At 64.6% G+C, this 20,878-nt stretch carries 19 protein-coding genes; 16 read left to right on the top strand and 3 right to left on the bottom strand.

Going from position 1 to position 20,878, the window contains the following annotated elements; translation table 11 throughout:
• Positions 1–41: 41 nt before the first annotated feature.
• The 3 genes from SR3_RS01210 to SR3_RS01200 all read right to left on the bottom strand — a co-directional run bounded on the left by SR3_RS01210 (position 42) and on the right by SR3_RS01200 (position 4,005).
• Positions 42–1,010, bottom strand: coding sequence for a FecR family protein (locus SR3_RS01210; protein ID WP_245653682.1), 969 nt, complete (start codon positions 1,008–1,010; stop codon positions 42–44).
• Complete coding sequence (locus SR3_RS01205; protein ID WP_068079906.1) at positions 1,011–1,520, bottom strand: sigma-70 family RNA polymerase sigma factor; 510 nt, start codon at positions 1,518–1,520, stop codon at positions 1,011–1,013.
• Positions 1,521–1,725: 205 nt separating this feature from the next.
• Positions 1,726–4,005, bottom strand: a complete 2,280-nt coding sequence (locus tag SR3_RS01200; protein ID WP_068079783.1) for a TonB-dependent receptor — start codon at positions 4,003–4,005, stop codon at positions 1,726–1,728.
• A gap of 409 nt (positions 4,006–4,414) precedes the next feature.
• On the opposite strand from SR3_RS01200, the gene SR3_RS01195 reads away from it, so the two are divergent.
• The 16 genes from SR3_RS01195 (at position 4,415) to SR3_RS01120 (ending at position 20,838) form a co-directional block, all read left to right on the top strand.
• Positions 4,415–4,993 carry a TetR/AcrR family transcriptional regulator gene (locus SR3_RS01195; protein WP_068079781.1) on the top strand — a complete coding sequence of 193 codons (579 nt, stop codon included), beginning with the start codon at positions 4,415–4,417 and terminating at the stop codon, positions 4,991–4,993.
• 258 nt (positions 4,994–5,251) lie between these two features.
• A complete protein-coding gene (locus SR3_RS01190; RefSeq protein ID WP_068079779.1) occupies positions 5,252–6,532 on the top strand; it encodes an aromatic ring-hydroxylating oxygenase subunit alpha in 1,281 nt (426 codons plus the stop codon).
• Complete coding sequence (locus SR3_RS01185) at positions 6,529–6,876, top strand: hypothetical protein (RefSeq protein WP_068079777.1); 348 nt, start codon at positions 6,529–6,531, stop codon at positions 6,874–6,876. Before SR3_RS01190 ends, SR3_RS01185 begins: the two co-directional genes overlap by 4 nt.
• An 11-nt stretch (positions 6,877–6,887) precedes the next feature.
• Positions 6,888–7,298 (top strand): cupin, encoded by a 411-nt coding sequence (locus SR3_RS01180; protein ID WP_068079775.1) that lies wholly within the window; start codon positions 6,888–6,890, stop codon positions 7,296–7,298.
• Positions 7,295–7,615 (top strand): hypothetical protein, encoded by a 321-nt coding sequence (locus SR3_RS01175; protein ID WP_068079773.1) that lies wholly within the window; start codon positions 7,295–7,297, stop codon positions 7,613–7,615. Before SR3_RS01180 ends, SR3_RS01175 begins: the two co-directional genes overlap by 4 nt.
• Complete coding sequence (locus SR3_RS01170) at positions 7,612–8,817, top strand: NAD(P)/FAD-dependent oxidoreductase (RefSeq protein ID WP_084454796.1); 1,206 nt, start codon at positions 7,612–7,614, stop codon at positions 8,815–8,817. The genes SR3_RS01175 and SR3_RS01170 overlap by 4 nt, the downstream gene beginning before the upstream one ends.
• Positions 8,814–9,335: a nuclear transport factor 2 family protein gene (locus SR3_RS01165; protein WP_068079770.1), complete on the top strand. Its 522-nt coding sequence runs from the start codon at positions 8,814–8,816 to the stop codon at positions 9,333–9,335. The genes SR3_RS01170 and SR3_RS01165 overlap by 4 nt, the downstream gene beginning before the upstream one ends.
• Before the next feature lie 5 nt (positions 9,336–9,340).
• Entirely contained in the window at positions 9,341–10,192 is an 852-nt protein-coding gene (locus SR3_RS01160) for a dihydroorotate dehydrogenase electron transfer subunit (RefSeq protein ID WP_084454795.1), read from the top strand.
• On the top strand, positions 10,186–11,124 hold the full coding sequence (locus SR3_RS01155) for a dihydroorotate dehydrogenase (RefSeq protein WP_068079768.1): 939 nt from the start codon (positions 10,186–10,188) through the stop codon (positions 11,122–11,124). Before SR3_RS01160 ends, SR3_RS01155 begins: the two co-directional genes overlap by 7 nt.
• Positions 11,124–11,441 (top strand): non-heme iron oxygenase ferredoxin subunit, encoded by a 318-nt coding sequence (locus SR3_RS01150; RefSeq protein WP_068079766.1) that lies wholly within the window; start codon positions 11,124–11,126, stop codon positions 11,439–11,441. The genes SR3_RS01155 and SR3_RS01150 overlap by 1 nt, the downstream gene beginning before the upstream one ends.
• Positions 11,438–12,439, top strand: coding sequence for an asparaginase (locus SR3_RS01145; protein ID WP_068079764.1), 1,002 nt, complete (start codon positions 11,438–11,440; stop codon positions 12,437–12,439). Before SR3_RS01150 ends, SR3_RS01145 begins: the two co-directional genes overlap by 4 nt.
• 23 nt (positions 12,440–12,462) lie before the next feature.
• Positions 12,463–13,761, top strand: coding sequence for an MFS transporter (locus SR3_RS01140; protein WP_157098560.1), 1,299 nt, complete (start codon positions 12,463–12,465; stop codon positions 13,759–13,761).
• Entirely contained in the window at positions 13,758–15,044 is a 1,287-nt protein-coding gene (locus SR3_RS01135; RefSeq protein WP_084454794.1) for a M20/M25/M40 family metallo-hydrolase, read from the top strand. The genes SR3_RS01140 and SR3_RS01135 overlap by 4 nt, the downstream gene beginning before the upstream one ends.
• A gap of 9 nt (positions 15,045–15,053) precedes the next feature.
• Positions 15,054–15,767, top strand: coding sequence for a hypothetical protein (locus tag SR3_RS01130; RefSeq protein ID WP_068079760.1), 714 nt, complete (start codon positions 15,054–15,056; stop codon positions 15,765–15,767).
• A complete protein-coding gene (locus tag SR3_RS01125; protein WP_084454793.1) occupies positions 15,764–17,581 on the top strand; it encodes a CocE/NonD family hydrolase in 1,818 nt (605 codons plus the stop codon). The genes SR3_RS01130 and SR3_RS01125 overlap by 4 nt, the downstream gene beginning before the upstream one ends.
• A 281-nt stretch (positions 17,582–17,862) precedes the next feature.
• Positions 17,863–20,838, top strand: a complete 2,976-nt coding sequence (locus SR3_RS01120; protein ID WP_068079756.1) for a TonB-dependent receptor domain-containing protein — start codon at positions 17,863–17,865, stop codon at positions 20,836–20,838.
• Positions 20,839–20,878: the final 40 nt, after the last annotated feature.

Below are 20,878 nucleotides of genomic sequence, written 5' to 3'. Positions count from 1 at the left end.
GGACGGATGAGATGAAAAATCGGGAACCGGGCGCGGCGATTTTATGGCGCGGCGCCGATGCGCAGCCTGCCGTCCCCCTCGCGCGACAGGCGCAGGCCGGTCGAGCGCGCCAGCCCGTCGACCGCGCGGTCGGTGTCGGTGAGAGGAAAGCTGCCCGAAACACGGATGCCCGAGAGAGCCGCCGCATCGAAACGCACGGGCTGGCGGCGATAGCGGTTTAACGCGTCAAGCACCTGCGCCACGGGCTGATCGTCGGCGGCGAGCCAGCCTTCGGCCCAGCCTGCCGCCGTGGCGGGGTCGACACGCCCCAGCGGGGTGAGGGCGCCATGCGCCATCCGCGCCCGGTCGCCGGGCAGCAGGTCGGCGCATGGTGCGGGCGCCGATCCGGCGGGGCAGACGCGCACGCGGGACTCGATCACGGTGACGGTGGTGGCTTCCGCTTCGCGGCTCACGACAAAGGCGGTGCCATGCGCGGTGGCGGTGCCGTCGCTGGTTTCCACGACGAAGGGCCGGTCCTTGTCGCGCGCCACCTTCACCAGAATTTGCCCGCGAAACAGGGAGACTGTGCGCTGCCGGTCGGTGCGGCGGATGTCGAGCGCGGCATCGGTGTCGAGGGTCAGCCTGCTGCCGTCGGCCAGCGCGAGGGTGCGTTGTTCGCCGCGCGCGGTGCGGTCATCGGGGAACCAGCCGCGCACCATCCAGCTTTGCGCCGCCAGCCATCCGCCGCCCGCCAGCAGGGCGAGGGCCAGCGCCAGCCCGCCAAGCCGCCGGGATGTGCGTGAGCGCTGGTCGAGGACGGTCTCGATCGTCTCGCGGTCGATCGCGTCGGTGTGGCTGAATTGCGTGTCGAAAGCGCGCATCCGCTGCAGCGCGAGGCGGTGCAGCGGGTTCAGGCGGCACCATGCCTCGCAGGCGTCGTGGTCGCTTTGGGGGGCTTCATCGGTGGCCAGCTGGGCCGCCCAATGCGCCGCCTGCGCGATCATCTCCGGGGTGGGGCGGGGCGCCGACATTCAATCGGCGTGGGCGAGCGTGTAGCAATGCGCATAGGCCTGCGCGACATAGCGTTTGACCATCCGTTCGGACACACCAAGCCTGAGGGCGGCCTCGGCATAGCGCAGTCCGTCGAAACGGATCAGGGTGAAAGCCTGGCGCGCCTTGCGCGGCAACTGTTCCAGCAGATGCAGGATCGCATCGAGCAATTGGGTGGCTTCGGCAATGCGCTCGGGCGTCAGATGGTCGGCATCCCCCAGATGGGCGGCGGCGACCGTGAGATAGGCCCGTTCGATCTCGCGGCGGCGGATGTCGTCGATCAGGATGCGCCGGGCCAGGGTCGAAAGATAGCTGCGCGGCTCATGGATGGGCGCGGGGTTCTTGGCTTCGAGAACCCGGCAGAACGTATCCTGAGCCAGATCGGCGGCGCGATGGGCGCAGCGTGTATGGCGCCGCAGCCATGAGGTCAGCCAGTTTCCATGCGATGCATAAAGCCTGCCCACGTCCACGGTTGCTGCAACACCCGACACAATCGCCACTCCCTGGCCGCACCGGCTGCCGGCCATCAGTGGGGAGCGGTGAGGTTGAATAGCCCGCTTCCTTAGTTTGTTTGAGATTAAGTCGCAATAACAAGTTTTCCGGCTGCGGCGCTGCATCGGCATGGGCAGGGGTGTCAGCGTTCACCGCCCCGTTTTGCGAAATTTCCAAAACGGGGCGGCGCGCTTTCGGTCTCGATCAGAATTTGTAGCCCACCGTCAGATTATACTCCCTCGGGCGGCCATAGGTGATCTCGGTGCAGCCGCAGAGTGTCGAGAGATCGGTTTCGTTGACGGCATAATGCTTGTCGAACAGATTGGTGATCGACCCGGTGAAGGAAAAGCCTCGATCGTTCTTCCAGATGATCTGCAGACCCGTGACCGAATAGCCTGCCAGCCGCTCGCTGTCGAAGTTGCGGATGTTGGTGTAGAAGGAGCTGATCGAATTCCAGTTGGCCGAGAACGTCACAGCGCCATTCGCGACATTGACCGGCGGCGTATAGGAGACCGATGCCGCCAACTGGCGACGCGGCGCATAGGTCGGCGTGACGTCGCGATACACGCCCGGCGCGATCGGCAGGTTGTGGACGGTGCTCTTGTTGTAGGAGCCGCTGCCCTGAAGCTCCAGCCCCTTGACCGGGCGCAGGGTGATGGCCGCTTCCGCGCCATTGGCGGTTGCATTGGCATTCTCCACGAAGCCGCCAGCGGTCAGGAAAAGGAAGGCCTGATAGTTGCTGTAGTCATAGTGGTAGGCACCGGCATCGAGCAGCAGCTTGCCGCCCAACAGCGTGGATTTGATCCCGCCTTCATAGGAGACCAGCGTTTCAGCGCCATAGGGCACTTGCGCGGCAGTCAGCGCAGCGCCGCCGGGCAGCTTGTTGTTGTAGCCCGAACCGCGCACGCCACGGTTGACGCTGGCGTAGATCAGCCAGTCACGCGACGGCTTGTAGCTGAGCCCAACCTTGCCGGTCCAATAGGTGTTGGCATTCTTGCCGACATAGGAAGGTTGCGCGGTGAAGAGATAGGTGGACGGATCAGTGTTGAGGTTGAAATTGTCCAGATTGGCATAGCCGTTGGACGTCAGCGCGTAATTCGCGCTCTCGCGGATAAGGCGGCCGCCCAGGGTAAAGGTCAGCCGGGGTAGCACTTCATATTCCGCCTGCCCGAAGATCGAGCCGGAACGCTTGTGCATGCGCGTGACATTGGCGGTGTCCAGCCCGCTGGCGGCATAGGCCGGATAATACAGCGCGGCATAGCCCGATCCGGCGGGCATGATGTAGCCCGACTGGGTGCGCACGACCATGTCGAGATAATAGAGGCCGGTGTTCCACACCAGCTTGTCAGTCTTCCCGGTGGCGCGAAGCTCCTGCGTGAAGGATTCGGTCTGGCCGTTGGTCGAAACGTCCAGGAAGTTGACCGGATCATTGTCGCCATCCAGCTTCAGATGTTTGACGATCTTGTAGTAATCGGTGGTGCTCAGGATCTGGAAGCTGCCCGCGTCATAGTTGAGGTGCAGCGCAAGATCGCCCGAACGCATGCCGGTGCAATCCGAACAGGCGTAATCCACATTGGTGTAGCGCGAGCCGATCGGCCCGGCATTGTAGCCCAGCGAGTCGATGTGGTTGGGGGTGTAATAGCCGCTGACGACGCGGTTCTGGCTGTCCCTCACCGCCGTGGTGGCGATCGAGGTGTAGGGCGCGCTCGACATGTTTTCGTGGAAATAGGTGCCCGAAAGGCGCGCGGTCAGATTGTCGCCCAGCCTGGTCTGGATCTGCAGGCGTGCGGCATAGGTTTCCTGCCCGCCCAGATCGGGCTTGCCGGGGTAGAGGTTGCGCAGCCAGCCATCGTTGCGGTCCATCAGCAGCGAGACGCGGGCCGTGGTGTCGCCTGAAATCGTGCCGCCGGCCGCGCCTTCGACCCTGACATGGTTGAAGGCCCCATAGGTGGCGTTGATGTAGCCCTGCGTTTCGGCGGTGGGTTTGGCGACCACGAGGTTGACGAGGCCGCCCGTGGAATTGCGCCCGAACAGCGTGCCTTGCGGGCCCTTGAGCACTTCGACATGATCGAGATCGAACATCGCCGAGCTTTGCGCCTGCACATTGGGCAGATAGGTGTCATCGACATAGACGGCGACCGGCGCCTCGGCGCTGTCGTTGAAATCGCTGAGCGTCACGCCGCGGATCGAGAAAGCGGCGGCCTGCCCGCCGGTGTTGGAGGCTACGGTCACGCCGGGGATCATGCGGCCCACATCGACGATGTTGTTGATGCCTTTCGTGCGCAGTTCGGCGCCTGAAACGGCGGCCACGCTGACAGGGACATCATGAAGGTTTTGCTGGCGACGCTGGGCCGTCACCACGATGTCATTGCCGGTTTGGCCCGCCTGATCGGCGGCGGGTGGCGTAACGGGCGCAGCGGCCTGCGCGAAGGCGGTTGCCGGCATCAGGGCGCAAAGCGCCGCCAGGCAGGAAGATTGCTTCATGATATCCCTCATTGATGGATCTCCCCTGGATCGTGCTGAAAAGGTCCTGCGGATCGCGGTCGGTGGATTGTTAGCGTCGGATTGCCCCCGATCTGGCTACTCATTACCGAGCGACACTCTTTTATGAATCTCAGTCACTGTCAAGCGTGTTTCTCGATCCAATACGTCGGATGGCGTAGGGATGGGGTTTGGGTTTGAATTTTATGGAATAAATTGTATTTTTATCAGTCTGATCCAGGGGATCTGGCAGGCTTGCATCTGTTGGTGCCCGGCGTGTCCGCGTGCAGTTGGCAGATGAGAATCTCACGCCTTGAATATCATTTTTGTTTGAGTGAAAATTCACTCCAAAATATTGCCAAGGCAGGTCGTGCCGCCTAGGTGGGCGGAAGGCATGGTGGGAGTAGGGTGAATGGTGCAGGTCAAGAAAGCGGATGTGCGCGAGGCGATCCTTGCCGCGGCGTTCGATCTCTTTTCCGAACGGGGTTATGTGGCGACGACGGTTTCGGCCATCGCCAAGGCTTCCAGCATGACGGTGGCCAATCTCTACGTCTATTTCCCGAGCAAGCTGGTTCTGCTCTACGCCATCTACGAGCCATGGATGCTGCGCCAGCTTGAAGATCTGCGCGCCGCCGTGCTGCCCTATCGCTCGCCTGAAACCCGGCTGCGGCGGCTGATTCTCGGTCTGTGGCGCGATATTCCCTCGATCGGGCAGGGGTTGCCCAACTCCATCGTCGAAGCTCTGGCCAGCACGCCGCCTTCTGAGGTCAAGCCCAACAATCTGCTGGTGCAGGTCGAGGCGCTGCTGTCCGACCTGCTGCGCGAAATCCTACCTGAAGAGCGCCATTTCCTCGTTGAGGGCGGCTTGCTGTCGCATATGATGTGGATGGCCTTCGACGGTTTTGCCATCAATCGCCGTCTGGGCGATGTGCGGGATATGGATGCGCTGGCCGATCTGTGGGTTGGCATGCTGCTGGGCGGCGCTGAATAATCAGCCTTTTATGGCCGTTGCGGTGAAAGCGTGAGGTGGATCAACCGCCGCGCGCCGAGGCTTCGCACCTGACTTTGCCCTGAACGGTCTGCTCCATGCGTGATGACCGCGCAGCACCGGCCTGTGCCCATCGGCGACATGCATTCGCTTTTCAGACATTCCGTCAAACCTGCGCAGAAATGCCACTTGACTCCCATTTTCACTCAATACAGAATAACGCTCGGTTTTAAGCCAACATGTTTGGTTGGAGAGCATCCTATGAGCAGCGCAGCACGACTGCACGACCGCTATCCTGAGCTTGGTCGCGATCCCTTGCCCATCGATCCCTATGTCTCGAAGGACTATTGGGAGCGGGAAAAGAAGCATCTTTTCAAAAAGACATGGCTGCAGGTCGGCCGCGTCGAGGAATTGAAGAAGACCGGCGATTACTTCGTCAAGAAGCTTCATGCCTGCGATGCCGAAGTGGTTGTCGTGCGCACCAAGTCGGGTGACATCAAGGCCTATCACAATGTCTGCGCCCACCGGCTGAACCAGGTCGTCTATGAAGAGCGCGGCAACACCCGCAAATTCTTCTGCAAGTTCCACGGCTGGGCTTACGATCTCGACGGCAAGCTCACCGGCGTGCCGGACGAGGAGTTCTTCTTCGATCTGGATCGCTGCAAATATGGCCTCAGCAAGGTGGCCTGCGATGTCTGGCAAGGCTTCATCTTCGTCAACATCGATCCCGAACCGGCGCTGAGCCTCGCCGACTTCATCAAGCCGATGTATGAAGGGATCGAGGGCTATCCCTTCGAGAAGTTCACCAGCTGCTTCTCCTGGACCACCGAGGTCAACTGCAACTGGAAGCTGGCGCTCGACGCTTTCCAAGAAGCTTATCACGTTGCCTATGTCCACGGCCATTCGATCGCCGATGCGATCAAGGCCGACGATGGCGGCAGCCTGCACCCCATCGATGGCGAATGCGGCGAATACCACCGCCGCCTCTCGATGGCGGGCAATACGCGCACCGTCTATGGCAACCCGCAGGCCGCGACGCAGAGCGCCGAGGCTGCCTCCGCCACCATCGCCCATGCCGCCAAGGAGCGTCCCATTGCCTCTGCGGCCTTGCGCGCCGGGGCGGGCAAGACCAAGCTGTCCTTCGGGCCGGAGGATCTGCCCGAAGGCCTGAACTGGACCGGCAGCCCGGACTGGATCTTCGACATCAATGTCGTTTTCCCGGAATTCTATCTCTCGCTGCGGCCCAACTATTATCAAGCCTATAACTTCCGTCCGATCTCGGAGAACAGGACGCTGGTCGACGCCCGTGTCTATTATCCCGAAATGGAAGGCGCAGGCGGGCGTTTCTATCAGGAATACATGAAAGTCGCGCTGCGCGACGTGCTTCTGGAAGACATGTCGACGCTCGAACGCACTCAGACCGCAACCGAGACCGGCGCCAAGAGCCACATCATCCTGCAGGATTACGAGCTGATGTGCCGCCATGGCGCCGCCGTCGTCGACCGTATCCTCGATGCCGCCGAAGAGAAGGAACCGGCATGAGCACTGCCACCTTGCCTGAAGGCTTCGCCGATCTGCTGCCTTTCACCGACTGGTGTCTGGCCAGCGAGACCGAGCGCAACATCCATCGCCATACCGTAGGCATGCCCCGCATTCTGGCTTTCCGCGATGCCATCCTGCCGCGGGTGGACGACATCGTCGCCTATCTTGAGCGCAACCGGCTGGAGGATATGCCCGAAAGCGACCTGCCGCTGATGCATATGCTGCTCTCGCTCGCCGAGATCGCCCCCGCCATCGAGTTCTACAACCAGCCTGCGGTGATCGATGGTTACGACTCCCGCCGTTTCGCGGCGGAAGAGAACTTCGTCCTGCGCCCCGCGCTCTGAAAGGTCCGATCATGGCCAAATGTCGTGTTTTCGCCATCGATGACGGGCTGAAGACCGTTGTCGAGGGTGGCCTCTACACCAAGCATCTCTACGGCGAGAATCTCAGCGTCTCGGTGGTGAAGTTCACCCTGCCCAAGGGGCCGGACCTGCCCGCCAAGACGCATTTTCACGGTGAGGAGGCCTCGTTGCAGATCGTGGGCGGCTGCGAGATCATCGAGGGTGACGGCGATGCCGGCGATCCGGTCACCGTCATGGGATCGCGCTCGGCGGTGATCATCCCGGAAGGGCTGCATCACTACGGCACCAATTCCTATGGCGCCCAGCAGATGAGCCTGCGCCTCAACATCGTCTCGCCCCCGCGCCGCGAATTCGGCCCGGAGGATGCCGCCCCCTATTACCCGCTCAAGGAGCGCGAGGCATGAGCGTCACCCAAACGGCCCGGTGCATCCGCGCCACCGCCATCCATGACGGGGTTGTCGAAGCCTCCGGCGACGCGCTGACCTCCCAGTTGCGCGATTTCGCGCAGGGCGAGGTGCTGAGCGTGGACGCCAGCCAGCTTTTCGAGGAAGTCGGCGCGATCCTGCAGGGTGTCTTCCATGTTAGCGCGGCGGGCGAGGCGTATGATCTGGTCGCGGGTGAAGGCATCGTCATCCCGCGCGGCGAGCCCCGGCAGTGGACCTGCACCGAAGGCCCCGGCGTACTCTATCGCTGCACCACGCGGCTGGAGCCCGAGGCATGACACGCGTGCTGATCGTGGGGGCGGGCCATGCCGGCGGCCGCGTGGCGGAGCATCTGTCGCGCGCAGGGTTCGCCGGAGAGGTGATGCTGGTCGGCGATGAAGCCGTGCCGCCTTACGAGCGTCCGCCCCTGTCGAAGGACTATCTGGCGGGCAAGCAGCAGGCCGGGGCGCTGCTGCTGTTCGATCCCGCGATCGCCACGCCCGGCTTGCGCCATATCCATGGCCGCGTTGCCCGCATCGATGCGCAGGCGCGCATCGCCATGCTCGAAAGTGGCGAGGCGCTGGCCTATGACGCGCTGGTGTTGGCCACCGGCACCGCCGCGCGTCAAGTGAGCATTCCCGGCTCCGATCAGGCCTCGGTCCATGTGCTGCGCACCATCGCCGATGCCGACCGCCTTCGCGCCGACCTGCTGACCGCGCGCCATCTGGCGGTGGTGGGCGGCGGCGTCATCGCGCTGGAGGTGGCCGCCACCGCCCGCGAGATGGGCGTCGAGGTCACCGTGATCCAGCTTGACCGCCGTGTGATGGAACGCTGCCTCACCCCGACCATGTCGCAGTGGCTCAGGACGCAGCATGAGGGCAAGGGCGTGCGCTTCCTGTCGCAGGCTGTGGTCACCGCGATGGACGCCGCCACGGTCTTTGCCGAGCGGGCGGGGGAAGATGGCCAGACCGTGCCCGCCGATTGCGTGCTGATTGCCGCCGGCGCTGTGCCGGTGCTGCCGTTGATCGAGGGTGTTGACATCGACACCAGCGACGGCGTGCTGGTCGATGCCTTCTGCCGTGTTCCGGGCCATCCCGACATTTTCGCGGTGGGTGATATCGCCCGCATGCCCACCGGGGAGGGCGCGCGGCGTCAGGAAACCTGGCGCAACGCCGAAAACGGCGCGCAGGCCGTCGCCAGGGCCCTGTGCGGCGAGGGCGAGAGCTATGACGAACTGCCCTGGATGTGGACCGATCAATATGGCCACAACATTCAGGTGGTCGGCGCTCCCGGCGCTGACGATATGGAAATCCGTCGCGGCGATCTGGACGAAGGACGCGCCGCGCTGTTCTACCTGAACGCCGAAAACCGCATGACCGGCGCGATCCTGCTCAATGAAGGCCGCCAGCGCCGCTGGGTGGAGGCTCTGATCCGCGCGGGCAAGGCTCTCGATCCGGCGCAGCTTGCCGATGGGGCCATCGCGCTCAAGGTGCTGGCATGAGCGATCTGGCCCGCCGTCTGCAAAGGCTGGAGGATCTGGCCGATCTTCACGCCCTGAAGGCGCGCTACACCGCATGTGCCGATGCCAAATACACGCCCGCCCGCCAGCTTGCGCCTGGGGCGGCGCTGCGCGCGGCGGCGCAGGGGCAGGCGGACTGCTTCACGCCGGACGCCATGTGGGAAGCCGGCGACGGTTTTGGCGGGCATATCACGGGCCGCGCGGCGCTGGCCGAATGGTTCGCCCGCCCGCCATGGCGCTTCGCGCTGCATCTCTATGCGGCGCCCGAGTTCACGCTGGAGGAGGATCGGGCCCAGGGCCTGTGGCGCCTGTGGCAGGTGGCCACCCCGGCGCAGGGCGATGAGGCCGTGCTGCTGCTGGGCATCACCCATGAAACCTATCGCCGCATGCCTGATGGCCAATGGCTGATTTCCGGCATGCGTTTCGAACAGACCCATATCGCCCCTCTGGGGGCGGAGGCGCGGGCGGCTTTGGCCCCGGCCCTCCCTCACGAAAGCTGAAAGTCATGCAGATGATGAAGGACCGCATGGAAGGGGTGCCCGCCTGCACCTTTCCCGTCGTGGAGGCGCCCTATCCGGTGATCTCCAACGATTGGGTGAACGGCGAATACAAGCTGCTGGTGGTCGAGGCGGAGGCGGCGGGCCTTGCCGCGCGCGCCGGGCAATTCTTCCATCTCGCTTGCCCGCCCGAAGGCGAGAACGACAATTTCCTGCGCCGCCCGATGAGCATCCACCGCATCGACCGCGAGCGTGGCCAGCTCCATTTCCTTTACAAGGTACAGGGCAATGGCACGCGGGCGCTGGCCACGCTGCAGCCGGGCGACACGCTTGATGCCCTCGGGCCGGTGGGGCAAGGCTTTTCGCTGCCGGCCGCCACGCAGCATGTGTTGATGGTGGGGCGCGGTGTGGGCCTGGCCACGCTGGCGCCGCTGGCGCAGATGGCCATCGCTCAGGGTGCGAAGGTGACCGCCGTGCTCAGCGCCCGTTCGCAGGCGCTGGTGATGGGGCGGCAGGTGCTGGAGGAGGCGGGCGCCAGCGTCCATGTCGTCACCGATGACAATTCGGACAGCGATGTCGTCTCGCTCGAAGGCTTTATCCGGCGGCTGCATGCCGCATCGCCGGTCGATTTCATGGCCACCTGCGGCTCCAACCGCCTGCTGATGCTGCTTCAGAAGCTGTCCGAGGAATTCGGCGCCGCCGGGCAGGTGGCACTTGAACAGCGCATGGGCTGCGCGCTGGGCATGTGCATTGCCTGCGTGCGCGCCTTCCGCAAGGAGCCGGGCGCCGAGGCGCTGACCTATCGCCGGGTGTGCTGGGAAGGCCCTGTGTTCGATATGCGGGAGACGGTGGCATGGTAGATCTTTCGGTCCGCATCGGCGATCTTACCCTCGCCAATCCGGTGATGTCGGCCTCGGGCACCTTGTCCGAGGGGCTGGGCGATGTCTTCGATCTCAGCCTGCTGGGCGCCATCGTCACCAAGACGATCACGGATGACCTGAGGGAGGGCAACCCGCCGCCGCGCGTTGCCGAATTGCGCAATGCCACGCTGTTTTCCATCGGCATCCCCAGCAAGGGCGCTGCGTATTTCCGCGAGAACACCGTGCCCTTCTACCAGCGCTACAACGCGCCGATCGTTGCCAGCGTCTCGGCCAACACCATCGAGGAGTTCGGCGCGCTGGCCGCCAAGATCAGCGTGCCCGGCGTAGCCGCGATCGAGGCCAATGTCTCCTGCCCCAACCTGAAGGCGGACGGGATGGCTTTCGGCATGGATGCCCAGGCCACGCGCGAGGTGGTGCAATCCATGACCGCGGCGACCAGACTGCCGATCTGGGTCAAGCTTTCGCCCAATGTCGGCAACATCGCCGCCATCGCCCGCGCGGCGGAGGAAGGCGGCGCCAGCGCGCTGGTGGTGGCCAACGCTCTGCTGGCGATGGCCATCGACATCGAGACGCGGCGTCCCAAGGTGGCCAATCTGATGGGCGGCATCACTGGCCCGGCGGTGAAACCCGTGCTGTTGCGCATGGCCTATCAGGCGGCGCAGGCGGTGCAGATCCCGGTGATCGGCTGCGGCGGCATTTCCAGCGCCGAGGACGCCATCGAATATATGCTGGCCGGGGCCAGCGCGGTGCAGGTGGGCACGGCCAGCTTCGTCAGCCCCAACATCATGCCGCGCATCATCAAGGGCATCGAGGCCTATTGCGAGCGCCATGGCGTCTCGCGCATCGCCGATCTGACCGGCACGATGCGCAAGTTCGATGCCGAGGCGCTGGCCATGCGGGGGTCGCTGTGATGGAGGGCTGGCATGATGTGGGCGGACAGGACGACCTCTTTTCCGGGGGCCAGTGCCGGGGCATCGTCATCGATGGGCTGAAAGTCGGTCTTTTTCTGGTGGATGGCGCGATTCATGCCATCGATGACCTGTGCTCGCATGGCAATGCCCTGCTTTCGGATGGCGAGTTGGAGGGGCATGAGATCGAATGCCCGCTGCATGCCGGCTTGTTTGACATCCGCTCGGGCAAGGCGTTGTGCGCGCCGCTGACTCGCGACGTGCGCCGCCATCAGGTGCGCGTGATGGCCGGGCGCGTGCTGGTGCAGGTGGCGGCATGAGCCTCCCGCGTGTTGCCCTGATCGGCACCGGCGGCACCTTCGCCATGGTGGGGCGCCATGATTTCGACTGGGTGGAATATGGCGAGAGCGGCATCGTCCAGCCCATCGATGCGCTGGTCGGCGCTGCGCGGGGCTGGGGGCTGGCCGATCTGCGGACGGTCGATTTCCGGCAGTTGGGCAGCACCGGCATCACGCCGGGCGACTGGCTCGACCTCTACCGCCTCCTGCGCGGTCTGGGGACGGGAACGGGCGCGCCCGAGGGATGTGTCATCACCCATGGCACCGCCACGCTGGAAGAGACCGCTTTCTTCCTTTCGCTGGTGTGGCGCGGCTCGATGCCGGTGGTGCTGACCGGCGCGCAACGCCCGCCCAACACCGCGGGCAGCGATGCCCAGGCCAATCTGCGCGGGGCCATCGCCGTGGCGGCCTCGCCGCTGGCGCAGGGGCTGGGCGTGCTGGTGGTGATCGACAATCTGGTCTTCGCCGCCCGCGATGTCGCCAAGACCTCATCGGGCGCGCTGGACGCCTTCGAGGCGCCGCAGTTCGGCCCGCTGGGGCGGGTGGAGGCCGATGGCACGCTGGTGCTACGCCACCGCCCCGCGCCCTTGCGCGATCCGCTGGATCTGGCCGATGGGCTGGAGGGCGCGCAGAGCCTGCCGCGTGTCGATATGGCTTTGTCCTACGCCGGGGCCGATGGCGCGGCCATCGACGCCTTCGTTGCGGCGGGCGCGCAGGGGATCGTCAGCGCGGGTCTGCTGCCGGGTCGCCCCGCCAATGGCGAACAGGCCGCCATTGCGCGGGCCGTGGCCGCCGGGGTGAGCGTGGTTCAGGCCACTCGCGGGCTGCGCGGCAATGTCGTACCTCAGGCCTTTCTGGACCGGGCGGGCGTGATTCCCGCCGGCGATCTGGACGCGGCAAAAGCGCGTATTGTCCTGATGCTGGGATTGATGCGAACACGCGATCCCCAGCGTCTGAAGCAGGCTTTCGCGGCATATTGAAGTTTGGGAAGAAGGTGGCTGACTTGACGCATATCGCAGACCATCCGCCACGAACCCGGTCAGGGATCGGGATCTCCACCGTCGCCATGCTGTGCTGGCTGGGGGTGTTTTCGGAAGGCTACAATCTGGGGGTGATGGGGGCGGTGCTGCCCGGCATCCTGAAGGACCCGGAATGGCATCTCACCATGGTCGAGGCCGGGGCGCTGGCCAGCGCGGCGCTGGTGGGCATGTTCGTGGGAGGCATCGGGATCGGCGCGATCAGTGACCATTGGGGACGCCGCCGTTGCTTTATCGGCTGCTTTGCGCTGTTGACGCTGACCATGGCGGCAGCGGCGGCGGTGCATCAGTTGGCGCTCTTCGCGGTGCTGCGTTTTCTCAGCGGCATCGGCATCGGCGGGATCATTCCCGTGGCCGCCGCGCTGACCAGCGAGTTCGCCGCGCCCGAGCGGCGCAACCGCGAGTTCACCCTGATGTATTCGGGCTATGCGGTCGGCATTTTCGTGGCGGCGCTCGTTTCCTATTTCCTGCTGGCCAGGCTGGGCTGGCGCGCGGTGATGGGGATTGGCGGGGGCCTTGCGGTGTTGCTGCCCGTCGTCATCGCGGCGCTGCCGGAATCGGTGGCCTATCTGCTGCGCAGCGGTCAGCCGGAGAAGGCGATGTTCACCGCCGCGCGCTTTCAGGTGGCGATGCCCGCGGCGGGCGACCCGGGCCCGAAGGAGAAGGGCGGTTCGGTGATGGCGCTGTTCGGACCCTCGCTGCGCCGGGCCACGGCCGGTTTCGCGCTGACCTATATTTTCGGCATGATCCTGGTCTATGGCCTCAACACCTGGCTGCCGCAGATCATGCGTTCGGCGGGTTATGATCTGGGGCCGAGTATCCTGTTCCTTGGCGTGTTCGCGCTCTCCTCGGCGGTGGGCGGGGTGGTGCTGGGGGCGATCTCTGACAGCATTGGCCAGCAGCGCACCATCTGCGCGGCCTTTGCTGTGGGCGTGGCGGCGGTGCTGGGCCTGTCGTACCATATGCCGCAACTGCTGACCTATATGGTGGTGGCGGTGGCCGGGATCGGCACGGTGTCTGCCTCGGTGCTGCTCACCTCCTATGCCTCGGCCTTCTACCCGCCGCATCTCAAATCCACGGCGGTGGGCTTTTGCGGCAGCATCTCGCGCAGCGGAGCAATCGCCGGGCCGATGATCGGCGGGCTGGTGGCGGCGCAGGGCTTGCCCTTTATCTGGAATTTCATGATCTATGCGCTGGCGGGGGTGATCTCGGCCTGCTGCATCCTGATCGTGCCGGGGCGCTCTGCCGGGGAGCATGGCGCATGAAAAGCCTGCCATGGTGGACCGCGCTGCTGGCGATGTCCGCGCCGGCCCATGCGCAGACGCCGGAGATGGCGGCGCGCGCCCTGGTTGGCGGCGGCGCTTTTCACAAGGCGCAGATGCGGATCGCTCAGGATTACGACCGCATCGTCGAGGAGACGATCCGCATCACGCAAGTGCCCGCGCCGCCCTTCAGGGAAAGCGCCCGCGCCGCGCTGCTGGCCGGGATGATGCGCGACGCCGACCTGGCCGATGTCACCATCGACGCGGAGGGCAATGTCACCGGTTTGCGCCGGGGCGCCGCTCGGGCGGGCGGCCCGTTGCTGGCGGTGGGCGCGCATCTCGACACCGTCTTTCCCGAGGGCACCGATGTCCACGTGCGGCGCGAGGGTCATCTGCTTCACGCGCCTGGCATCACCGACAACAGCGTCAGTCTGGCCGTGATGCTCGAACTGGCGCGCGCGCTGGATGCGGCAGGCCTCAAGACCCGGCAGGATATTCTGTTCGTCGCCAATGTCGGCGAGGAGGAGCGCGGCGCCTTTCGCGGTGTGCGCTATCTGCTGGGCCAGGGCCCCTACGCGCACCGGATCGCTGCCTTTATCGGGCTTGAGCCGGGCGACAGCGGGGGGATCACCACCACGGGCGTCGGCGTGCATCGCTATGATGTGACTTTCACCGGGCCGGGTGGCCATTCGCTGTTCCAGTTCGGTCTGGTGAGCCCGGTGGCGGCGATGGCCGATGCCATCGTGCGCTTCGACCGCTTCCAGCCTGACCCCGCGAAGGGCACCACGGTGTTCAACGTGGGGCTGGTCAAGGGCGGCACCTCGATCAATGCGATTCCCGCACAGGCGGTGATGTCGGTGGACATGCGCTCGACCGACAGCGCCGAGCTGGCCCGGGTCGAGGCGTGGTTCCGCAATGCGCTGGCCGATGCGCTGGCGGCGGAAAACGCGACGCGCTCCACCGCCAATGGGGCGGTGGCCGCTCAGGTGGCGTCGGCATTGCCCATTGAGCGGCCAGTGACCCACGTGGCCGAGGATGCTCCGCTGGTGCTTCAGGCCAAGGCTGCCATCCGCGCGCTCGGCACCAGTCCGGCAAGCCGCTTCGGATCGGCCGATTCCAACATTCCCCAATCTCTGGGCATTCCGGCCATCACGCTGGATTCCGGGTTCAAATATATCTCGCCGCATTCGCCGCAGGAAACCATGGTGCTCGACCGCCCGACCAATCTTCGGATTATCGCGGGCACGCTGGCGGCGGTGGTTCTGGCAGCGGGCGCGGCGCATTAGGAGGCTTTTATGTTTTCATGGTTTCTTACCTATTCGGCCTCCGCTGCCGACCAGCGCGTGAGCGACGCCGACAAGGCCGCCATCGCCGAGATCCTGCGCGCGGCGCCGGGCATTGAACGGGCGCATATCTTCACCCCCACCGTGGCGCGCGACAAATATTTCGACGATGGCCCGTCGCCGATGCTGACGCTTCAGCTCTTCTTCCCGCGGCTGGAAACGCTGGAGGCGGCAGCGAGCCGCGACGGGGCGTTGAGCCAGCTCGATCCGGCGCATTTCGCCAGCCTGAACGGGGCGCAAGCGGCCCATCAGGCGATGTGGACGCGGCCTTATCCCACGCCCTCCACGCTGACGCAGCCCGCCGCGCCGCCCTGCAGCTATCTGGTGCATTACCCCGGTCATGCGGACAATCTGAACGACTGGCTGCGCTATTATCTCGCCCATCATCCGCAGGTGATGCATGACTTCCCCGGCATCCGCGAGATCGAGATTTTCACCCGTGTGGACTGGGCCCATGAACTGCCCTGGCCGGTGCTGACCTATATGCAGCGCAACAAGCTGGTGTTCGACAGCGCCGAAGCGCTGGAAACCGCGCTGCACTCGCCGGTGCGCGAGGAGATGAAGGCCGATCGCGCGCAGTTCCCGCCTTTCGAGGGCGGCAACATCCATTATCCGATGGTGACCGAAACCGTGGTGGGGCCCGCGCTGGTCCCGATGGCGCGATGATGCGCCTGCGGTTGCTGGGCGCTCTGGCGCTGGTTTTGGCGGTTCCGGGCGGCATGGCGCAGGCGGCGCCTGCGGCGCAGCCGGTCGATCCCGCACCGCGTCAGGTGGTGGTGGATTGGCATGTGCCGATCACCATGCGCGACGGGGTGACGCTCAATGCCAACATCTACCGCCCGGCGGCCAGCAGCGGGCCTTTGCCGGTGGTGCTGACGATCACCCCCTACACCATCGACACGCTGCACAAGACCGGCAGCTATTTTGCGAGGCATGGCTTCGTCTATGCGGCGGTCGACACGCGGGGGCGGGGCGGTTCGCAGGGCGTGTTCCGCCCGACCACCCATGAGGCCGAGGACGGCGTCGATGTGATCGACTGGCTGGCGCATCGGCCTTTTTCCGATGGACGGGTGGTGATGTGGGGCGGCTCCTATGCCGGGCGTAACCAGCTGGTGATCGCCACGCAAAAGCCTGAGGCCCTGAAGGCCATCGCACCGGTCTCCGCCGGGTTTTTCGGGGTTGATCGCGGCATGCGGGCCAACATCCCGATCACCCAGCCCATGACCTGGGAAGCGCTGATCGGCCAGAAGACCGCCAATCCGCAGGCCAGCGCCGACAATGACTATTGGCTGGGCGCCATGGCCGAACTGGCGAGCGGCAAGATCTCGTTCCGCCAGTTCGACAGCTATGTCGGCTTGCCCAGCGCGCAGTGGCAGGCCAATCTGCAGCATCCCACGCTTGATGCCTATTGGGCGAACACCACCGGGGACGCCAGCGCGCTGACCGCTGCGCAGCTGTCGCGCGTGACCATTCCGGTGCTGGCGATCACCGGGGATTACGATGCTTCGCAGGTGGGGCTGCGCCACTTCATGGCGCTGCATGACGGCGCCGTAACGCCTGCCGACCGCGCGATGAACGCCATGGTGATCGGCGCATGGGATCACCATGCCACGCGCGAGGCCAAGCGCATCGTCGGCGGCGTCGATTTCGGACCGGGCAATGTGGTGGATCTGCTCGATCTGCATCGCCAATGGTATGACTGGGTCTTGGGCCGGGGGCCCAAGCCCGCGTTTCTGACCGATCAGTTTGTCTACTATCAGGGCGGAGCGAATGCGTGGCGTTCCGCGCCCAGCCTTGCCGCGGCGACCGTTGCGCAACAGACCTTGTGGCTGGCATCGAAGGGTGGGTCATCGGGTTCGCTGGCCACGCATGGGGTGCTGGCCGAAAACCCGGGGCGGGCGGTGCAGGATGGCTATGTCTACGATCCTTCCGTGCCGGGTCGCAATGAGGGGATCGAGGGCTATGACATGGTCTCGCCCGATTACCTCACCAATGATGCCGCCGTGCGCCGCCTGAACGGCGAGGGGCTGGTCTATGAGACGCCGGTGCTGGACAAGCCGCTCGATCTGGCGGGGATACCCTCGGCGGAGTTGTGGCTGTCGATGGATGTGCCCGATACCGATATTCGTGTGGCGCTTTATGCGGTGCAGCCCGATGGCACCCAGATATTCCTGTCGCAGGATCAGATCCGTGCGCGTTATCGGACCAGTCTGGAGCGCGAAACGCTGGTGACGCCCGGCAAGCTGGAGCGCTATGATTTCCATCGCTTCGATTTTCTGGCACGGCGCATCCCGGCGGGCGGGCGGCTGCGCCTTGTCATTTCGCCGCTGGGCCTGAGCCTGCATGATGAACGCAATCGCAATTCCGGTGGCGTGGTGGCCGATGAGACGACCAGGGACAATCGGACCGCGCATGTGACGCTGTGGATGGGGCCGGGCCGCAGCCAGCTGCATCTGCCCATAGCCGCAGCCAGGCAGTGATATCCGCGCGAAAGCCGCTCACCTTCTGATATGCGCCAAGGTCATCGGCGCTGGCGGCGCTGCGGCCCGGTCCCTTGGCTGGCGGGGGCGATGTGGAATGCATCAATAGCTAGCATCAATATAAAATCCCGAGAGGGTCGCTCTGCTACGTTAAACGACTTATAGGGATTTTTGGGGTAAAAAGGCCGATTGACCTTATTTCAAAAACGATCAATGATCTTTTATGAAGGCTGGCGATCGGGGAGTCGCCGCCAGAAAAACAGGACGATCAGGGGGCGCTCATGAACATTCACGGGGTTTACAATCGCGGACGGGGTGGCCGTCTCGCGGTGCGGCATGCGGTGGTCGCGCTGAAGGGCGGTTGCGCCTTGCTTGCCTTTTGTCAGGCCTTGCCCGCCATGGCGCAGTCGGGCACGCCCGCCGCGCAGGCCGCCGAACCGGCAGGCGATATTGTCGTGACCGGCTCGCGCATCAGCCGCAAGGATTATGTGGCCGACAGCCCGATCATGACGGTCAGCTCGCAGGCGCTGCAAAGCACGGGCGATGTCACCATCGAGGCGAAGCTCAACACGCTGCCGCAATTCGTGCCGGGGGCGACCGCCTATACGAACAATGTGGCCAGCAGTGGCCAGGCGACGCTCAACCTGCGCGGCCTTGGCGCTTCACGCAACCTCGTCCTGCTCGACGGGCAGCGGATGCAGCCGTCGAGCGCGACGATGGCCATCGATCTCAACACGATGCCCTCGATCCTGCTGGACAATGTCGAGGTGATCAGTGGCGGCGCTTCGGCGGTCTATGGTTCCGATGCCGTGTCTGGCGTGGTCAATCTGAAGATCAAGCACCGCTTCACCGGGCTGCAGATGGATGTCCAGTCGGGGCTGAACGGCGCCGGTGACGGGGCCACGCGTGATGTTTCCATTCTGGCGGGCACGAAATTCGCCGGCGGGCGCGGCCATATCATGGGCGCCTTCGAATATTACAACCGCGATGCGGTCTATTCGCGCGATCGCAACTTCTATGCCTCGGCCTTTGCCAAGGGCGGCAACAGCTCCGCTTCCAACACCCTGCCGACCGGAACCTATACGCCCACGGCAGGCAATCTGCCGAATGCCACGGCGCTCAACACGCTGCTGCGTTCCTATGGCTATACTGGTTCGGCCTATTCGAATTCCACGATTCTGGGCTTCAACAACGACGGTTCGCTGTTCACCGACACGAATGGCGTTTTCAACTATCGCGGAACCACTGCCGGCTATGGCGCGCGCGGCACCTCGCTCTATTACGATCCCAATGCGGAAGTGCAGCTGAGCGCGCCCATGACCCGCTATTCGGGTTTTCTGCGGGCGGAATATGATGTCGCCCCCGATACGCTGCTCTATGCACAGGGGCTCTACACCTATTACACCACCACCAGCAACGGATCGGGCACGCTGGCGCAGGGCACGCAGGCGCTGACGGTGCCGGTGACCAACCCCTTCATCCCGGCGGCGCTGTCCTCGCTGCTGGCCTCGCGACCTTCGCCCACGGCCAGCTTCACCGTGGTCAAGCGCTTTAGCAGCGCGGGCCTGCGCGCGATCCAGCATGACAACACGGTCTATCAGATCCTGGCCGGCGCCAAAGGGCATCTCGGGGAGTCCGGCGTCACCTGGGATCTGAGCTATTCGCATGGCCATACCCGCATTGATGACCGTATCACCTCGGGCGGGCTGCTCTATTCGGCGGTGGAAACGCTGCTGAATGCCAGGGATGGCGGGGCCTCCCTGTGCGCTGGGGGGCTCAACGTCTTCGGGGAAAATCCGATTTCGGCCGATTGCGTCAATTACATGTCGCGCCGCACGGACAACCGCACCAGCCTGACCCAGGACAATGTCGAGGGCACGCTGCAGGGCGGGATCCTCAAGCTGCCCGCGGGCGATGTGCGCTTTGCCGCCGGTTTCGACTATCGCGGCGAGGCCTACAACTTCTCGGCCGATCCGCTGCTGCAGAGCAATCCGCCTGCCGTCATCGGCTTCAACACCGCCAGCAACACGCGCGGCAGCACCAAGGTGATCGAGGGCTTCGGCGAACTGCTGGTGCCGGTGCTGGCCGACCTGCCGCTGATCAGGCGACTGGAGCTGGACACCGCCTATCGCTATTCGCATTACAACATCTCGGGCGGGGTCAGTGCCTATAAGGCTGACCTCAACTGGGAGGTTGTCGATCATCTGAGGCTGCGCGGCGGCTATCAGCGCGCGGTGCGCGCGCCCAATGTCGGCGAGCTGTTTCTGGGCTCGACGGTGAACTATGCCTCGCTTGGCTCGGTGCCCAGCGGTGGCGATCCTTGCGATGTCCGTTCGGCCTACCGCACCGGAGCCAATGGCGCCGCCGTGCGCAGCCTGTGTCTGGCGCAGGGCGTGCCCGCCTCGATCATCGACAGCTATCAGGCCAATTATACGCAGGTGCCCGGCACAACCACCGGCAACGGCGCGTTGAAGCCTGAAACCGCCGACACTTTCACCATTGGCGGCGTGCTGAGTTCGCCCTTCACGGCGGCGGCCCTGCACCGGATGAACCTGTCGGTCGATTTCTACAGCATCAGCATCAAGAATGCGGTTGGCACGGTCAGCGGCGTGACGATGGTGGGCAATTGCTTCAACGGCAACAATGCCAATCCCGGCTTCTCGGCCAGCAGCCCCTATTGCCAGAACATCGTGCGCAATCCCGATGGCACGATCTACAACATCAACCAACCCTATCTGAACCTGGGCGGTTATCGCACGTCCGGCGTCGACATCCAGTTCGACTGGAAGATCCCGCTCGATGCCATGGGGCTGCATGCGCCCGGCAGCCTGACGATGAATGTCGTGGCCAATTATCTGGCGAAATTCTCGATCCAGAACCTGCCCTCGACCCCCTTCATCAACTATGCCGGGACGATCGGCAGTGGCACGACCTATGTGCCGTGGCGGATCACTTCGACTGTGGGGTATGAGGGCAATGGCGGCGGCCTGACCCTGCGCTGGCGTCATCTGTCCGGGATGAAGGACTATACTTCAGTCACCACGTCCAATTCGACGGTGCCGGGCGTGCCAAGCTATGACACCTTCGACCTGTCCGCTCACATCAAGGTCACCGAGCGTTTCGATCTGCGTGGCGGTATCGACAATCTGACCGACAAGGCGCCGCTGATTGTCGGGGGGATCGCGGGCTCGACCGACCCGAGCACCTATGATCCGCTGGGCCGTCGCTTCTATGTGGGCGCGCGCGCCAAATTCTGAGCCGGCCGGTCGGAAGAGATCGACCGAAATCAGGTGTGGC

The organism is Novosphingobium rosa NBRC 15208 (genome assembly GCF_001598555.1).
GTDB classification, from domain to species: Bacteria; Pseudomonadota; Alphaproteobacteria; order Sphingomonadales; family Sphingomonadaceae; genus Novosphingobium; species Novosphingobium rosa.
The sequence above is the reverse complement of the archived record's forward strand: the minus strand, read 5'-3'. Positions and strand labels throughout refer to the sequence as shown.

What these genes read in the sequence shown, in the direction of transcription:
- SR3_RS01160 (WP_084454795.1), top strand. Translation starts at nt 9,341, where the DNA reads ATGCAGATGATGAAGGACCGCATGGAAGGGGTGCCCGCCTGCACCTTT.
- SR3_RS01175 (WP_068079773.1), top strand. Translation starts at nt 7,295, where the DNA reads ATGAGCGTCACCCAAACGGCCCGGTGCATCCGCGCCACCGCCATCCAT.
- SR3_RS01120 (WP_068079756.1), top strand. Translation starts at nt 17,863, where the DNA reads ATGAACATTCACGGGGTTTACAATCGCGGACGGGGTGGCCGTCTCGCG.
- SR3_RS01190 (WP_068079779.1), top strand. Translation starts at nt 5,252, where the DNA reads ATGAGCAGCGCAGCACGACTGCACGACCGCTATCCTGAGCTTGGTCGC.
- SR3_RS01185 (WP_068079777.1), top strand. Translation starts at nt 6,529, where the DNA reads ATGAGCACTGCCACCTTGCCTGAAGGCTTCGCCGATCTGCTGCCTTTC.
- SR3_RS01150 (WP_068079766.1), top strand. Translation starts at nt 11,124, where the DNA reads ATGGAGGGCTGGCATGATGTGGGCGGACAGGACGACCTCTTTTCCGGG.
- SR3_RS01170 (WP_084454796.1), top strand. Translation starts at nt 7,612, where the DNA reads ATGACACGCGTGCTGATCGTGGGGGCGGGCCATGCCGGCGGCCGCGTG.
- SR3_RS01210 (WP_245653682.1), bottom strand. Translation starts at nt 1,010, where the DNA reads ATGTCGGCGCCCCGCCCCACCCCGGAGATGATCGCGCAGGCGGCGCAT.
- SR3_RS01200 (WP_068079783.1), bottom strand. Translation starts at nt 4,005, where the DNA reads ATGAAGCAATCTTCCTGCCTGGCGGCGCTTTGCGCCCTGATGCCGGCA.
- SR3_RS01130 (WP_068079760.1), top strand. Translation starts at nt 15,054, where the DNA reads ATGTTTTCATGGTTTCTTACCTATTCGGCCTCCGCTGCCGACCAGCGC.
- SR3_RS01195 (WP_068079781.1), top strand. Translation starts at nt 4,415, where the DNA reads ATGGTGCAGGTCAAGAAAGCGGATGTGCGCGAGGCGATCCTTGCCGCG.
- SR3_RS01165 (WP_068079770.1), top strand. Translation starts at nt 8,814, where the DNA reads ATGAGCGATCTGGCCCGCCGTCTGCAAAGGCTGGAGGATCTGGCCGAT.
- SR3_RS01125 (WP_084454793.1), top strand. Translation starts at nt 15,764, where the DNA reads ATGATGCGCCTGCGGTTGCTGGGCGCTCTGGCGCTGGTTTTGGCGGTT.
- SR3_RS01155 (WP_068079768.1), top strand. Translation starts at nt 10,186, where the DNA reads ATGGTAGATCTTTCGGTCCGCATCGGCGATCTTACCCTCGCCAATCCG.
- SR3_RS01180 (WP_068079775.1), top strand. Translation starts at nt 6,888, where the DNA reads ATGGCCAAATGTCGTGTTTTCGCCATCGATGACGGGCTGAAGACCGTT.
- SR3_RS01135 (WP_084454794.1), top strand. Translation starts at nt 13,758, where the DNA reads ATGAAAAGCCTGCCATGGTGGACCGCGCTGCTGGCGATGTCCGCGCCG.
- SR3_RS01145 (WP_068079764.1), top strand. Translation starts at nt 11,438, where the DNA reads ATGAGCCTCCCGCGTGTTGCCCTGATCGGCACCGGCGGCACCTTCGCC.